The following is a 13,719-nucleotide window of genomic DNA, read 5'->3' on the forward strand; positions in this document are numbered from 1 at the left end:
CAGCAAGGTTTTGTCAAAAAAATACGACCCGTATGGGTGGAGATTATTTTGCAAACCCGGAGGGCATGATCTTGCTGTTGCGTTAAGAACACTGAAATACCTTTGCTCTTGAAATGGGACAAAAACAGCATACCGGTTCTTGGATAAAAAATAATGTGGAAGCCATTGGAAAAGGCATTGAGCAAATGGCTGATTAGATTAGAATACAGGCATCACCTGCACGAATTTTAAACTGTTTTCTTAAAACTCGTGGCTCCTAAGAGTCACTTAAAAGAGAGATGGAAAAACAATGTTTTGGAAGTAGACAGGCATTTTGGAATTTGTCTTTTTCAAGAATATCCAGTGAAGCTCTTTTATGGTAGGATATGGGGAGGGTAAATGTGCTTTACGGATTTGTAGAGGAAAAAAAACCGAGGTTTATCGACCTCGGCTCAGTTATAATAGGTAATGTTTACACAAACTTGAAAATGTGTTCATGAATAAGATTTGTTTGCCCTACACTATGTAAATTTTGGTACGCATAAATAATAGCAGCAAGATGGTCTTTATTACAGCAGACGACATACTTTTTTGCCTGATGAAACATTGCTAAATCTTTATTTACATAAAAAGCTATACTGTTGACCTTCTTGTTACCCGAGTCACTGCAAATGAAAGTTTCTTTATTACCTAGAGGTAAAATGAAGTTCCCAAAATCTTCTATATCGGAACGTTTGCTTTCAATAATTGGTGAATCTCCTAGGATAGATGTAATTATCTCATTTGAATCAATATAGCTGTTCTGATGTAATTTTGATAATTTATCTTCTGCTATTTCATAATTATTATAGAATGGTAAGAACGGAAAGATTAGTCGTTTTGTACGGTTGAAAATTTCAGAATTGAGTAGATGCTCGATAGCCTCCGTATTTTGAGAGCCATCATCATTTATGGCCTTTATCGAGATCGGTAATTTATCGTATGTATACTGTCTATCTTTATCATAGAACAGTTCATCATTAACGGGTAATCGCCATTTTAATGAAGAAACCATTACAAGTAAAGAAGTAAGCCCTTCTTCAGTGATATTTTTAGTCGCAATTATTTCTGTCAGATCACGGGAAAATTTTTCGTCAAGTTCAGCATACAACTTTTCAAGATTATCGTTTGCTGTTCCGCCAAAATCAAGGATATTCCTATTCATCTCAAAGAATATAGATTTGGGGCTTCTCTTTTCCTTTGCAAAGGTTTTTTTTTCTTTATCATACAGATAAAGCATATTGTCCGAATCAGCAAATTTCTTGATAAGGAACTGCGGAATATAATGATGACGTCTTGAAATACCCATATCTAACTATTCTTTTGTTTAAGGTCATCCAACTCTTTAAGATATGGGCCATATAGGTTCAATTCGTTAAGAGCAAGCCTGAATACTATACCGTTAATAGGGGGTGGAGTAAATTTTTCAAGATTGTCGCACTCAGGATCGCCGTCAGGGAAGCTATATTTTGCTTTCTGGTGTGCAGGTCTTGATGCGATTCGGTTTGTCCTTATACTTTCAAAAATTTCATAGGTAGCCAATATCAATACGGTAGCTTCACCGAAAGTGGTCAATTTATCAATATAAAAAAACTGCTTGTCTTTTAGTATAACAGGAGGTGTAAAAAGGTTTATTATTCTTGAAAGTTCAAGAAGAAACTTTTGTTTGTAACTAATAGTATCCTTACCGTTGGCAAAGAAGGGTCTAACAAAATAAAAGAAGTCATTTTCTTTTAGTTTTTGTGCCATATAAAATTTATCGTAATAATATTTCAATGCCTGTGAGATATGTATACGTCCTTGTTCGTATGTTAGATCGGCAAAGTCCTTAATGTTTTTAAGAACATCATTGTACTGAGGTACTTCTAAAAAATTAGTAAGCAAATATATTTCGGGATTCTCCTGAAATTGTTCATAGCCACCATCTTTTAATTTTTCAAGTATATCAATTAAAATCACTGGCGGGTTTGATGAGTTCAAGGCAAAGTATGCAATAAGAATTTTCTCAAATGCCGGGGCCCTTTTAATCCCGTAAAACGAAAGCAATTCATCAAAGAAACCATAAGGATAAAAGGGTCTTCGACTAAGCATACTTGGGTTAATATCCGATAAATTGTTCTCATACATATACTCGTCAATTGTAGAACTCAGAAACTCATCAATAGCACCAAATGTTAAGTAAAAGCTATTAATATTAATAAGTTCTGTTGTATATATCTTAATCAGAATCCTCGCTCCACTATACTTAACACCATTTACAACGACTTCCATTGGTTTTTCGGTTCGTTCTATCGATGCTATACCAAATTTTTTACTAGGCGTTTTATCAGTTTCTTCGACCACATTATAGTCAATATCATCCTCATTCAATATGGCTGTTATCTCGTTCCAATAATCTACCATATTCTTACAGCTTTCAAAGGTGTTACTGTTTATTGGATAAGCGTTAAGCCCTTCTTTTGACGTCAAGATGGTTGATGCTCGGAACCTATCACAAAAATTAAGGTTAAATTGACGTATTCCAGAGAATGTAGCAATGTTGGTAAGGTAGTGGTAGTATTCATGAATGAATATAGATTGCTCTTGACCGATTTGTAGGTCAGTTATAAAATTGGTTAAGTTATCAATATCAAATCCATCTAGGCAGATATAAAATCTGTCAGGGTAGTATTTTATTTTAGTCAAGTCAATTTCTGCCATTTTATAAGGATTTTTTAACGACACTATAGGTCAAGTTTGTTTTGTAAATATAAAAAATAACAGGTGGCTTTAATTTGCATAAAGAGGTAAATAAAAAAGCAGAATTATAAAATCCTGCTTTTCAATAAATATTACACCATTAAGTGACCAGTTCTAATTCATCTTCAACTATTATGAAATCGGGCTGTGAAGGCGTATCTGGTTCCATTGAAATGAATGCTGTTTCCAGAGAAGCAAATTTCGGAGAAACCAAATCCATATCCTTGCTGATCTTCTGACTTGTAATCTTAGCATAAATCTGAGTGGTAGAAATATTCTTATGTCCCATCATCTTACTAAGGCTTTCAAGAGGTACTCCCTCTGTTAAAAACATTGTTGCAAAAGTATGTCGTGCCGTATGGAACGTCACTTTTTGTTCAGTGACAATTTCAGCTTCTTCAATCAGTTTAGCTACATGATTATTACATGTTGCATTGGATGGAACTGGAAATATGAAATCATTTCTTGTAATACCTCTGTATTTTTCAATGATCCGTTTGGGAATTTCCATCAAACGAACATTTGATGCAACATCCGATTTCTTTCTTCGGCTGATAATCCATTGATGACCGTCAAAGAAGGATTGAATGTTGCTCCACTTTAGCTTTTTAACGTCAATGTAAGACAACCCTGTAAAGCAACTAAAAATGAAAATGTCTTTAACCAGTTCATATTTCGGCTTAGAGGGTTTTAAGAATAACAATTTTTCCACAGCCTCCTTCAAAAGATAGCTACGATCAGTTTCCTGCATGCTTATTTCGTAATCCTCAAATGGATTTTGACGTATCAATCCTTTTTTAATAGCTAGGTCAGCTAAAGCTATAACAGGCATTGTATAAACCCATACCGTATTGTGTGTACATTCTTTATCAATGCGAAGGAAAAAATCGAACTCCCTGATAAAATCAGATGTAAGCTCACGAAAAGCCATATCATCCCGATGATACCTAGCTTTTATAAATTCCGTCAGATGATTGAAAACAACTTTGTACTTATAATAAGTGTTTGACGAGCGCTTACCTTTTGCCACCATTTTTTCAAAATCCTCATTTTGTTCTTTGAAAACTTTGAGTACTGCATCATCCATCACACCGACACCTAAAAAAGAGAGCTTAACTTTCTGTGAAGTAGCAAAACCTTCATCTTTAAGCATATCATCATAAATCTTATTGATACGTACACGAATTTTATCCAATTTTTGATTGGTAGTTAGTGCTGTTGTGCTTTTTCCCTGTACGCGTCCGTGTTTTAAATCCCAAGTATTGGGATCAATTTCCAGTTTGGTTCCAAAAGTTTTTGGTGTACCATCAATAGTAATACGTCCCATTACAGGTACATTACCATTTTTTTTGGGTTCATTTTTCTTCAAGTAAAACAATAGCTTGAAAGTGGATCTTTTAACTGTCTCCATAACTCAAAATTTTAATGTTTAAAATTAAATTTTAGCGAGTTACAAGGAAAGATAAAAAAGAGTGCAAAATGCTGAAATATAGCTAATTATACTATCTTGTACAATCCAAAACAGGTAATGATTTAGTAACCTATCTCTGTCTTTTTAAGCCCAAAACCTGATGTACACTACCTTCCAAATTCAGACCGTCAATTTATAAACTACTGCATAGTAACGGTTTTAACCGTTTTTCTTAATTTTACTTTTGTTCAATCTTTTTAAATAAAAAATAAAAAGATAAAGCCAACCTTGCGCAATTGCATACGCAACACTTTCAGGGCACGCGTAATATTTGCTTCCACAGCCTTTTCCGAAATTTGGAGTTCCGCGGCTATTTCCCGGTTGGAAAAATGTTCTTCGCGACTCAGCTGAAAGACCAGCTTACAACGATCAGGTAGTGTTTCAACAACTTCATGAAGATATTCTTGTAAAAAGCGTGCATCAATTGTATTCTGATCCTGCTGGAACATAGGTTGAACGACAGCAGTGTTCAGGATTTGCTCATGTCGCCTGGCACGTTGCAGTGCTTTAAAAGAAGCAAATTTTACAGCTGTCGCTAAATATTGGGACAGCAAGTTTATTTGCAAATCCTCACGTCTATTCCATAGTGAAACAAATACCTCTTGTACAATTTCCTCTGCTGTTTGTTTGTCTTTCGTTAGGTTATAGGCAATGCCTAACAATCTTTTCCAGTAAAAATCATAAATATCCGCAAAAACATGTCTATCACCTTGTTGCAAAGAGACTAGCCAATGCTTTTCTAAATCTGCTACCTCCATATCCGCAGTATTTTTAAAGTTAGGTCATTGTGAAACTGGTCAAATATACAAATTGCCTTATTATAATCTACCAAATCAATAGATTTTATTTTCAGCGATTTTGTATCTCTTCGTCTATTCTTACCTAAACATACGATAACTTTCAAGAAAAAAGAATTAAGCACTAAATTTCAAGAAATATTTCAGATAAAAAAGTCTTTTACCATAAAAATTACAATTAAAAGCACAAATTAATAAAATTATCATCCACTACAGATTTTTCACAATGCTTATTCCGCTACTATTAAAAATCATTAGATGAGCCATTCAGCACATAAATTTGAGCTATCAACAAAAACAAATCTGCCTCAGCAGCCATACCTTTGTTGCCATACAACAAGCAGATGACAACAAGAAACAGCAGGAAGAAATGGCTTATATTTTTGAAAATAACAATCCTAGGACTGGCAGTTTTCATCGCTCTTATCGGACTATATATGATGCATCCACAATTCGGCAAAAGACCCTCGGGTGAAAGACTTCAACGCATACAGTTATCCAAGCAATATCGGGACGGGAAATTTCAGAATAGCAGCCCTACACCCCAGCTTACACAACCCTGGACCGTGGCCCTATACGATTACTTTTTTAAGCGATCGAAAGAAACAAGTCCCAGTCACAATATACCGACAATGCCCATCGATTGGGAGAAGTTGTTAAGTCAATCTCATGGCCTTGTTTGGTTTGGTCATTCTTCCTATTTTCTTCGTCTCGATGGTAAGAACATACTCGTCGATCCAGTCCTTAGCGGCAGTGCTTCGCCTATCCCAGGAAGTGTAAAAGCGTTTAAAGGAGCCGATGTTACTACGGTAGCGGCCCTCCCGCAGATTGACTTTTTATTTATATCACATGACCATTACGATCACATGGACTACAAGACGCTTAAAGCGCTGCAACCCCGGGTTGGAAAAGTCATTGTTGGTCTTGGTGTTGGCTCCCATCTTGAATATTGGGGATATCATCCTGAACAGATCATCGAAAAAGATTGGTGGGATGAAATTAACTTGGGTGATGGTTTCAGTGTAACAGTTGCGCCCGCCAGGCATTTTTCAGGCCGCAGTATATTTACAGCCAATACATTATGGGCATCCTATGTTCTCCAGACACCTTCCATGCGGCTCCATTTAGGCGGGGACAGCGGCTACGATAATCACTTCAAAGAGATAGGTAATCAATTGGGTCCTTTTGACCTGGCTATCTTGGAAAATGGCCAATACGACCTCAGTTGGAAACACATACACATGATGCCGGAGGAGGTTGTCCAAGCGGCACATGATCTCAAAGCTTCCTTACTTTTCCCCGTTCATTCATCCAAGTTTGTATTGGCCAATCACGCCTGGAATGAACCTCTAGAACGTATTTCCAAGGAAGCAATACGACAAGAACAGCCTTTGCTTACCCCCATGATCGGCCAGGTCATCGACCTCGATCAGCCCCCTTTAACACCTAGTTATTGGTGGCGGAAATAATTTTAAGCAACGGAATTGATGGTCGCTGGTGTTATCCCAAACTTCTCCTTGAAAGAGGCATAAAAATGAGAAAGGTTTTCAAAGCCCAGATCAAGATAAAAATCAGAGGGCTTTTGACGCTTATTTTCAATTAGATAATAGGCCTCAGAAAGACGTCTTTCTTGCAGCCATTTTCGGGGAGACGTCTGGAATATTTTCTCAAAATCACGTTTAAAGCTTGCTAAACTCCGCCCTGTTAGTTTCGCAAAATTTTCCAAAGGCACATTGTACCGATAGTTTTTAACCATAAATTGCTCGAGATCAATTTTATGAGGTTCTGAAAAATCAAAAAGCAGGTCTTTTAATTGTGGATAGCTTTCCAACAACAAGGTGATCAACTCGTAGATCTTGATATTTTCCATCTGTGGGCTCACACGGTCGATGGCTTCTGTATAAGGGGTCAATGACTCAAAATAACTTTTTATAAACAGGTTACTTTCCAGTACAACATTGGACTCACCCTGATACTTTTTGTCTGAACTGAGGTGATGATCCATTGCGTATTGCTTCAGTCGATCCGCTTGCAACAAGACGGAAACAGATTTATAGACATTATTTTCTGCAGGATATTTAAAAGCTTTGGCCAATTGGTTTCTACGGGCAACCACAATCTGCCCTTCTGTTGCTACCAATTTTCCTTTTTGATGATCCAGGTGCGTTTCGCCAGACATCTGGAAAAAGACCACATGTTCGGAAATAAACTGTTCATGCCCAAATGCTTTCTCGACATAACAGGAATACAAAAAGGCATTCCCAAAATCTCTCTCTTCCATGCTCAATACGATTTATTTTAAACGGCTATGCGACTATGGGTACCGATCGCTAAAATCAGTCCCAGTCTAAAGGTAGCAAATATCTCATACCTTTTGCAAAGTCTAGTTGTCCAAAAGCTCAAATATATTTGCCGCACAGCTCAAATCAAATCGCAAAAAATGCTACACAGAAATCCACTAATTTTAATAAAGCCTGCGGTTCAATCAAGACACTTCTCGTCCATTAAAAATTTGTATTTCATTACGAAACCATTCGGACTGATTACTATTTCTTTGCAGCAAGCCGCTTACGTATAATACTGACAAATTCGGGTGAAACCCCTAGGTAGGATGCAATATAGTATTGCGGTACCCTTTGGGAAATGGTCGGATATAGTTCAATAAATTCAAGATAGCGATCGGCAGCAGGTTTAGCCATTGTATGGATCAGCCTATTTTGCAGAACAGCAAGCCGGCGTTGCACTAACATACGAAAAACTCGCTCAAACTTTGGAACAGTCTCTAATAATCGCTCTTTCGTATCTGGTGTTAACATCAAGAACTCACTGTCTTCTAATGTTTCCATATATAAACTAGATGGTGTATGATAATGAAATGAAGCAATATCACTAATCCACCAATCTTCGACAGCAAATGCTAGCGTTACTTCAAAACCATTTTCATCTAGGTAATAAATCCGGACACAACCTTTTTGAAGATATCCTTCAAACTGACACACCTCCCCTTCCTCCAATAGCATCGTTTTTTTAGGAACCTTCTTTATTGTCAATAAACTAGTAAACTGTTCGGTTTCTTCGGCTGTCAAAGTAATGCACTTGGACACATTTTTAAGAATATTTTCGTATAACATCGTATTTGTTTTAATAGATCAAGCCGTTAAACACCTTCATTTTCGTGTAAAATGTAACCCGCCCCATAGATACTTTCGATATGCAGTTTGCGATCCATTTGCAGCAATTTACGAAGTCGGGAGATAAAAACCTCTAGGCTTTTACCATTAAAAAAATCCGTATTACCCCAAAACTGCAGCAACAGATCTTTTTTATTGACCAATAGATTTTTATGGAGGATCAGATGTCGCAGCAATTCAGCTTCACGGACCGTGAGCTTTTGTATACCGCCCACTCCATCATGCAGACTATAGCGTTCCATGTTCAGCAACAGACAACCGATAGCGAGTTCAATTTCCGAATTCGTCGGCACTTCGGGCGCATTTGCCACGGTCAATAAATTGCGGATCTTGAGCAATATTTCGTCCATGTCAAAAGGTTTCGCAATGTAATCAACAGCACTTAGACTAAGCCCTCTAAGCCGCGATATACGTTCATGAAGTGCTGTCAAAAAGAAAATAGGTTGCCCGGGATTCAATTGTATCATTTGTTGCGCCAGGTCAAAACCATTGCCATCGGGCAACTGCACATCAATAATGAGTAATTTGACGGCACAGGACTGAAAAGCCACCCAGCCTCCTTGCACCGTGCTTTCCCAGCGTACCGTAAAGCCTTTGTATCGCAAATAACGTGAGAAAACTTCGCCCAAATCAGGTTCATCTTCAATCAAAAGGATGTCAATCTTATCTTTTGCCATTGAATTCCACATTACTCATGTAAATATAAAAAATTGTACCGGAACCAGACTTACCGCCTGCTACATGGATCGTCCAACCCAGCCTGTCCAAATAAGATTTGACATAGTAAAGCCCCAGTCCCAGTCCAGGTTTGTTGCCTGACAGTTTCCCTCTATAAAATGCTGTAAATATCGCTCCTTGATCTGCAGTGGCGATCCCAACCCCATTATCCACTATTTTGAGATTATAATGAGGACCTTGCTGCTCCCAGATTAACTGAATCATCTTCTTACTATTATCGTTAAATTTTATCGCATTGGATACCAGATTATCTAAGATTGAAAAATAATAATCTTCATCAAGGTTCATCTCCACATCTTCAGCTAAGGGTTCATATTGAATTTCAATTTCTCCTTGGTAGCGCAAATGAAGCTCATTCAGTATTTGCTGTGTCAGACGATCAATAGAAACGGATACAATTTTAGCCTCTTGTTCCTGTAAGGCAACAGATCCCATGACCTGTTCAAAATAAGCTTTGAGTCGTTTGGCTTGCCTTTCCACAATGCGCCCAAGTTGTGCAACCTCTTTATCGTCTTTTCCTGTTTCACGATCGATCAAACTATGTGCACTAATCAAAATCGTCGTCAGTGGTGTATTAAATTCATGCCGCATATGATTTAGAAAACTCGTTTTCAGGTCTGCCAATTTACGTTGGTTGATCCAATTGCTATAGGTTCGATAACTCAAGAATACGATCACAACAATGCAAGCTAAGGAGAGTAAAAACACGGGCAGCATACGTTGGACAACACGCCAGTCCCTATTTTCATAATCCACATACAGACTATAGGTAAAACGATAAGGAATGGGATTCTTGTCGCTAACAGACAGTTGGAATACCCTATTATTATTTGTTCCGCGCTTAAGTTCGCCACTAATTAGACCTGCACGATCATTACTTGCTAACTCATAGAAAGTTTCCCAAGCATGATCTTTTGTATTATATATTTCCAATTTATCAAAATGGAACAAGTAAACAAGTGTCGTATCGAGCCCTTGTTGATGTACAATCTGACGAAAGATACTATCCAATGACTGCCGGCTCCGCATCTCATCAAGAAAGCCATTCATACAATGCTTACCGTACTGGTCTGCATCTGCGGACTTCGTGATTTTTTTTTCATACCATATCGGCAAACAGGGTACTAACGTTGCCTGAAAGATGGCATCCCCACCGGGGAATATCTTATCATCCATAATAACAGCACCATAAGCATTCTGGATCTGATTGAGCTGTCCGATCTGATAATTCTTATCTTCAAGCTTATAGGTATTGAAAATTAGAAAACCGATCAAAACGGTCAAGATCAAGAAGCTTGTTCCAAATGCCCAAGGATATAAATTTTTACCTGTGCTCTGCATGGGTTAAAAATAGCATCAATTTTTCGAATCAAGATATCTATTAGGCTTTTATTAGGCTTTCGTTAGGTTTCCATTAGGCTTAAATCACACAACGATGGCCTACCTTTACAGCATAAAAAAACTTAGTAAATTATGTTCAAAATTTCACGTGCTCTACTTTACTGCCTATCTTTTATTTTACTGGGCAACACGCTATTTGCACAATCTGGATTTTCAAAGAAGATACTTGAGCAAAGCCAGCTCGACTTTGTCAACCTTGGATTCGGTATGTTTATCCATTATGGCATGCCGACGTTTATGGAACAAGATTGGTCTGATCCCAATGCCGCACTTGAACTGTTCAAATCGCCAAAGCTCAATGCAGATCAATGGGCTAAAGCGGCCAAAGCGGCCAATATGAGCTATGGTTGCCTAACCACCAAACATCACAGTGGCTTCCCGATCTGGAATACCAAAACAACAGATTATAATGTGATGAATACGCCTTTACATCGTGATGTTGTTAAAGAATTTACGGATGCTTTCCGCAAAAATGGTTTGCGTGTTATGCTGTATTACTCCATTTTGGATATGCATCAGGGTATACGTCCACATAATATTACCAAAGCGCACATCAAATTGATCAAAGATCAGCTGACAGAATTGCTGACTCAATATGGCGAAATCGACGCCTTGGTCATTGACGGATGGGATGCCCCTTGGTCGCGTATTTCGTACGATGATGTTCCTTTCGACGACATCTATTATCTTGTCAAATCACTTCAGCAGAAATGTTTGTTGATGGATCTCAATTCGGCAAAATACCCTGGTGATGCGTTGTTTTACACCGATATTAAATCTTATGAACAAGGTGCTGGTCAATTTATTTCTAAGGAGCATAACAAACTTCCGGCAATGGCCTGTCTTCCCTTACAACAAAATTGGTTCTGGAAAACATCATTTCCGAATACCCCAGTTAAAAACGTCAATGAATTGGTCGAGAAATTTGTAATTCCGTACAACAACGCGTATTGCAACTTTATGCTCAATGTAGCACCAAATAGTGATGGTCTGATGGATCAAAATGCGCTTGATGCATTAAAGACAATCGGTACATTATACAAAAATAAACCCAACTACAGTTCATTACCAAGTTACCAGGCACCTATAGTAGACCACAATATAGCCAAACAAGTACCTTCATACAGTAGCTGGAGTGATGACATGAATATTATGGATTTCGCTAATGACGATAACTTTGGCAGCGCCTGGGTTTCCAATCCGGCAGTCAAAGGTGAAGTATGGTATGAATTGGATTTTGAACGTAGTAAACCCTTCAATAGTGTTGTTATTACCGAAGGTAAAGACAATCCTTCGCTGTACAACTTGTCTTATCTGAAAGATGGAAAATGGCATCCTCTCGCGGTTACAGCAGTACAGCAGGGCCGTATCAAGATCTTCCGCTTTGATGAAGTACTGGGGCAAAAATTACGCTTCAGCATCAAACCTGAAAAAGGCCATGCGGTCGTAAACGAAATCGGCGTTTACCAAGAAAGACGTTAACAAGCCAAAAAACTTTCATCACACAAAGCAATACACCCTTAGTAGTAAAAAGAGGCTCCTTGCAAATGCAAGGAGCCTCTTTTATTGGGACGAATAAATTAAATTCCTATTTACTCCAACCTGGGTTTTGTGTCAGATTTCCGTTCAGCACAATCGCTGCAGACGGAATTGGGTAAAGGTATTGCTTGTTATTGTCATCCCAAGTACGCTTCACAGCTTTAAACCATTCCAGGTGATTGTCCGAAGTCATTGTCTGGAAATTGGTACTTTTACCCCCTATAGCGACCTTGGCTACTCCCGCAGGAACAGTTATCGAAGGAGCTGATTTACTTCCATCATAAAACACGACATCTGGAGTTCCATTGTGGTCGATATCAATCAATTTATCTAAAGCAGGGATATAAATTCCCGTCCAAGGCAAATTCGCCATAAGCGGCCCAAGCTTCCATCGCTTCAAATCATTGAAACGAAAGCCCTCCAGAGCCAATTCCACCTGTCTTTCACGACGTATTTCTAAAAGTACGGGGCTATTGACTTCGGAGAAGAATGTATTTTTCAAGTAGGTATCCACTTTGGTCGGCAGTGTATTCGTTCCACCTGTTATTCCTGCCCTTGAACGTAATGCTCCAATAGTTTTCGACCAATCCGCATCATTGAACGTACCTAGTTCCTGTTTCGCTTCAGCATAGTTTAATAGTATTTCCGCATAACGCATTAAAGGAACTGCATTGGTATTGTAACCACCATTGTCGTAATAGGGATCGTCTAAAGTATACTTGATTGGTTGATACCCCGTGTAAGTAAAACTTGCAAAATTTGGAGGAGCAGGCTGTCCATTACGGGAATATCCTGGCGTCCGGATCAACTGCGCCAAGCGCAAGTCGCGATTTTGACATTCCTCATAGAATTCCTCTGTCTGAAAGTTCGGTCTATCCGTATAAGGAGTACCGTCAACATTCAAAAAACTATTGATAAAAGGCCTTACCAAACTTAAACGTGGACCGTAGGTCGCTGATGTCCACCACCAGTTGGCGTCGTTCAAAAGCGCAAGATCCTTACTAAAAGTTACGGCCAACATGACCTCTTTTGTCACTGGCGTATTACTGGTAAACAACTGTCGCTGTGATGTTTTAGGGTCTGCAGAGATATTAAGCCCATAAGGACCATTTTCCATTAAAATCTTGCCAGCGTCGACCGCCATCTGGAAGAATACTTCCGGCTGTGTAGCCAAATTGAGCTTTTGGTATTTACGAAATGTTCCTTCGAACAGCGCGATTCGGGTCTTCAAACCGAGTGCTGTCCATTTGTTAACCGTACTACCGTCGCCCGCCGTATTTGTGATATTGGCGTAGGCAAAGTCCAGATCTTCCATGATGTGCTTCATGACCACTTCGCGCGAATCCCGTGGTGCTTTAAGGATATCCGTTTCATCAACAGCCAAAGGGTGATCTACCCAAGGCACATCGCCAAAACGAACTACTTTCTCATAATAGAACCAAGCTCTGAAAAAGCGGGCTAAGCCGATATAGTTATTTTTGATGGCATCGCTCAATTTGGGACTATTACATTTAGCTATCAATTGGTTGATATTACGCAAGGTAGTCCAGGACCAGCCCGAACTGATCTCAGCACTGTAAGCACCGCCGACCATAAAATCATTGAGGCTATTTACGGCCGAATAGTCAGCCATAGCGTCACCTTTATAAGCGTCACTACCAGAGGTAATATTCCGATAGAATGAGTTGCTGTAATTTTTTAATCCACTTTCACTCCCGAAGATATCCTCCTCGGTGGCACCTGCCTTCGGCAGCTCGTTTAGTTCGCAGGAGGAGAACAAAAGCGCAACAATAGGTATATAAAATAATTTTTTCATGATAATAAA

The 13,719-nt window shown here is 38.7% G+C and carries 11 protein-coding genes; 2 read left to right on the forward strand and 9 right to left on the reverse strand.

Translation table 11 applies throughout. The features are described from left to right. Positions 1-451 precede the first annotated feature (451 nt). From BGP15_RS16395 to BGP15_RS16410, 4 genes are all read right to left on the reverse strand, one after another. On the reverse strand, positions 452-1,327 hold the full coding sequence (locus BGP15_RS16395) for a DUF4238 domain-containing protein (protein WP_058699731.1): 876 nt from the start codon (positions 1,325-1,327) through the stop codon (positions 452-454). Positions 1,328-1,329: 2 nt separating this feature from the next. After that, positions 1,330-2,718, reverse strand: a complete 1,389-nt coding sequence (locus BGP15_RS16400) for a hypothetical protein (protein ID WP_286770139.1) — start codon at positions 2,716-2,718, stop codon at positions 1,330-1,332. Between the two features lie 139 nt (positions 2,719-2,857). Continuing rightward, complete coding sequence (locus tag BGP15_RS16405) at positions 2,858-4,168, reverse strand: site-specific integrase (RefSeq protein WP_058699729.1); 1,311 nt, start codon at positions 4,166-4,168, stop codon at positions 2,858-2,860. A gap of 257 nt (positions 4,169-4,425) precedes the next feature. Beyond that, positions 4,426-4,986, reverse strand: a complete 561-nt coding sequence (locus tag BGP15_RS16410; RefSeq protein WP_286770140.1) for an RNA polymerase sigma-70 factor — start codon at positions 4,984-4,986, stop codon at positions 4,426-4,428. Positions 4,987-5,369: 383 nt separating this feature from the next. Between BGP15_RS16410 and BGP15_RS16415 the strand changes: the two genes are divergently transcribed. After that, positions 5,370-6,494 carry an MBL fold metallo-hydrolase gene (locus BGP15_RS16415; RefSeq protein ID WP_286770141.1) on the forward strand — a complete coding sequence of 375 codons (1,125 nt, stop codon included), beginning with the start codon at positions 5,370-5,372 and terminating at the stop codon, positions 6,492-6,494. Positions 6,495-6,496: 2 nt separating this feature from the next. On the opposite strand, the gene BGP15_RS16420 is transcribed toward BGP15_RS16415, so the two are convergent. The 4 genes from BGP15_RS16420 to BGP15_RS16435 form a co-directional block, all read right to left on the reverse strand. Beyond that, positions 6,497-7,306 (reverse strand): helix-turn-helix domain-containing protein, encoded by an 810-nt coding sequence (locus BGP15_RS16420; protein WP_286770143.1) that lies wholly within the window; start codon positions 7,304-7,306, stop codon positions 6,497-6,499. Positions 7,307-7,571: 265 nt separating this feature from the next. Continuing rightward, a complete protein-coding gene (locus BGP15_RS16425) occupies positions 7,572-8,156 on the reverse strand; it encodes a Crp/Fnr family transcriptional regulator (RefSeq protein WP_286770144.1) in 585 nt (194 codons plus the stop codon). 26 nt (positions 8,157-8,182) lie between these two features. After that, positions 8,183-8,893 (reverse strand): response regulator transcription factor, encoded by a 711-nt coding sequence (locus tag BGP15_RS16430; protein ID WP_286770145.1) that lies wholly within the window; start codon positions 8,891-8,893, stop codon positions 8,183-8,185. Further along, a complete protein-coding gene (locus BGP15_RS16435; protein ID WP_286770146.1) occupies positions 8,880-10,295 on the reverse strand; it encodes a sensor histidine kinase in 1,416 nt (471 codons plus the stop codon). Before BGP15_RS16435 ends, BGP15_RS16430 begins: the two co-directional genes overlap by 14 nt. 132 nt (positions 10,296-10,427) lie before the next feature. On the opposite strand from BGP15_RS16435, the gene BGP15_RS16440 reads away from it, so the two are divergent. Next, positions 10,428-11,837 (forward strand): alpha-L-fucosidase, encoded by a 1,410-nt coding sequence (locus BGP15_RS16440; protein ID WP_286770147.1) that lies wholly within the window; start codon positions 10,428-10,430, stop codon positions 11,835-11,837. 106 nt (positions 11,838-11,943) lie between these two features. On the opposite strand, the gene BGP15_RS16445 is transcribed toward BGP15_RS16440, so the two are convergent. Further along, positions 11,944-13,710: a RagB/SusD family nutrient uptake outer membrane protein gene (locus BGP15_RS16445; protein WP_286770148.1), complete on the reverse strand. Its 1,767-nt coding sequence runs from the start codon at positions 13,708-13,710 to the stop codon at positions 11,944-11,946. Between the last annotated feature and the right edge of the window lie 9 nt (positions 13,711-13,719).

Origin of the sequence: Sphingobacterium sp. 40-24 (assembly GCF_001899705.1) — a bacterium.
In the GTDB taxonomy this organism is placed as follows: Bacteria; Bacteroidota; Bacteroidia; order Sphingobacteriales; family Sphingobacteriaceae; genus Sphingobacterium; species Sphingobacterium multivorum.

What these genes read in the sequence shown, in the direction of transcription:
- BGP15_RS16395 (WP_058699731.1), bottom strand. Translation starts at nt 1,327, where the DNA reads ATGGGTATTTCAAGACGTCATCATTATATTCCGCAGTTCCTTATCAAG.
- BGP15_RS16400 (WP_286770139.1), bottom strand. Translation starts at nt 2,718, where the DNA reads ATGGCAGAAATTGACTTGACTAAAATAAAATACTACCCTGACAGATTT.
- BGP15_RS16405 (WP_058699729.1), bottom strand. Translation starts at nt 4,168, where the DNA reads ATGGAGACAGTTAAAAGATCCACTTTCAAGCTATTGTTTTACTTGAAG.
- BGP15_RS16410 (WP_286770140.1), bottom strand. Translation starts at nt 4,986, where the DNA reads ATGGAGGTAGCAGATTTAGAAAAGCATTGGCTAGTCTCTTTGCAACAA.
- BGP15_RS16415 (WP_286770141.1), top strand. Translation starts at nt 5,370, where the DNA reads ATGACAACAAGAAACAGCAGGAAGAAATGGCTTATATTTTTGAAAATA.
- BGP15_RS16420 (WP_286770143.1), bottom strand. Translation starts at nt 7,306, where the DNA reads ATGGAAGAGAGAGATTTTGGGAATGCCTTTTTGTATTCCTGTTATGTC.
- BGP15_RS16425 (WP_286770144.1), bottom strand. Translation starts at nt 8,156, where the DNA reads ATGTTATACGAAAATATTCTTAAAAATGTGTCCAAGTGCATTACTTTG.
- BGP15_RS16430 (WP_286770145.1), bottom strand. Translation starts at nt 8,893, where the DNA reads ATGGCAAAAGATAAGATTGACATCCTTTTGATTGAAGATGAACCTGAT.
- BGP15_RS16435 (WP_286770146.1), bottom strand. Translation starts at nt 10,295, where the DNA reads ATGCAGAGCACAGGTAAAAATTTATATCCTTGGGCATTTGGAACAAGC.
- BGP15_RS16440 (WP_286770147.1), top strand. Translation starts at nt 10,428, where the DNA reads ATGTTCAAAATTTCACGTGCTCTACTTTACTGCCTATCTTTTATTTTA.
- BGP15_RS16445 (WP_286770148.1), bottom strand. Translation starts at nt 13,710, where the DNA reads ATGAAAAAATTATTTTATATACCTATTGTTGCGCTTTTGTTCTCCTCC.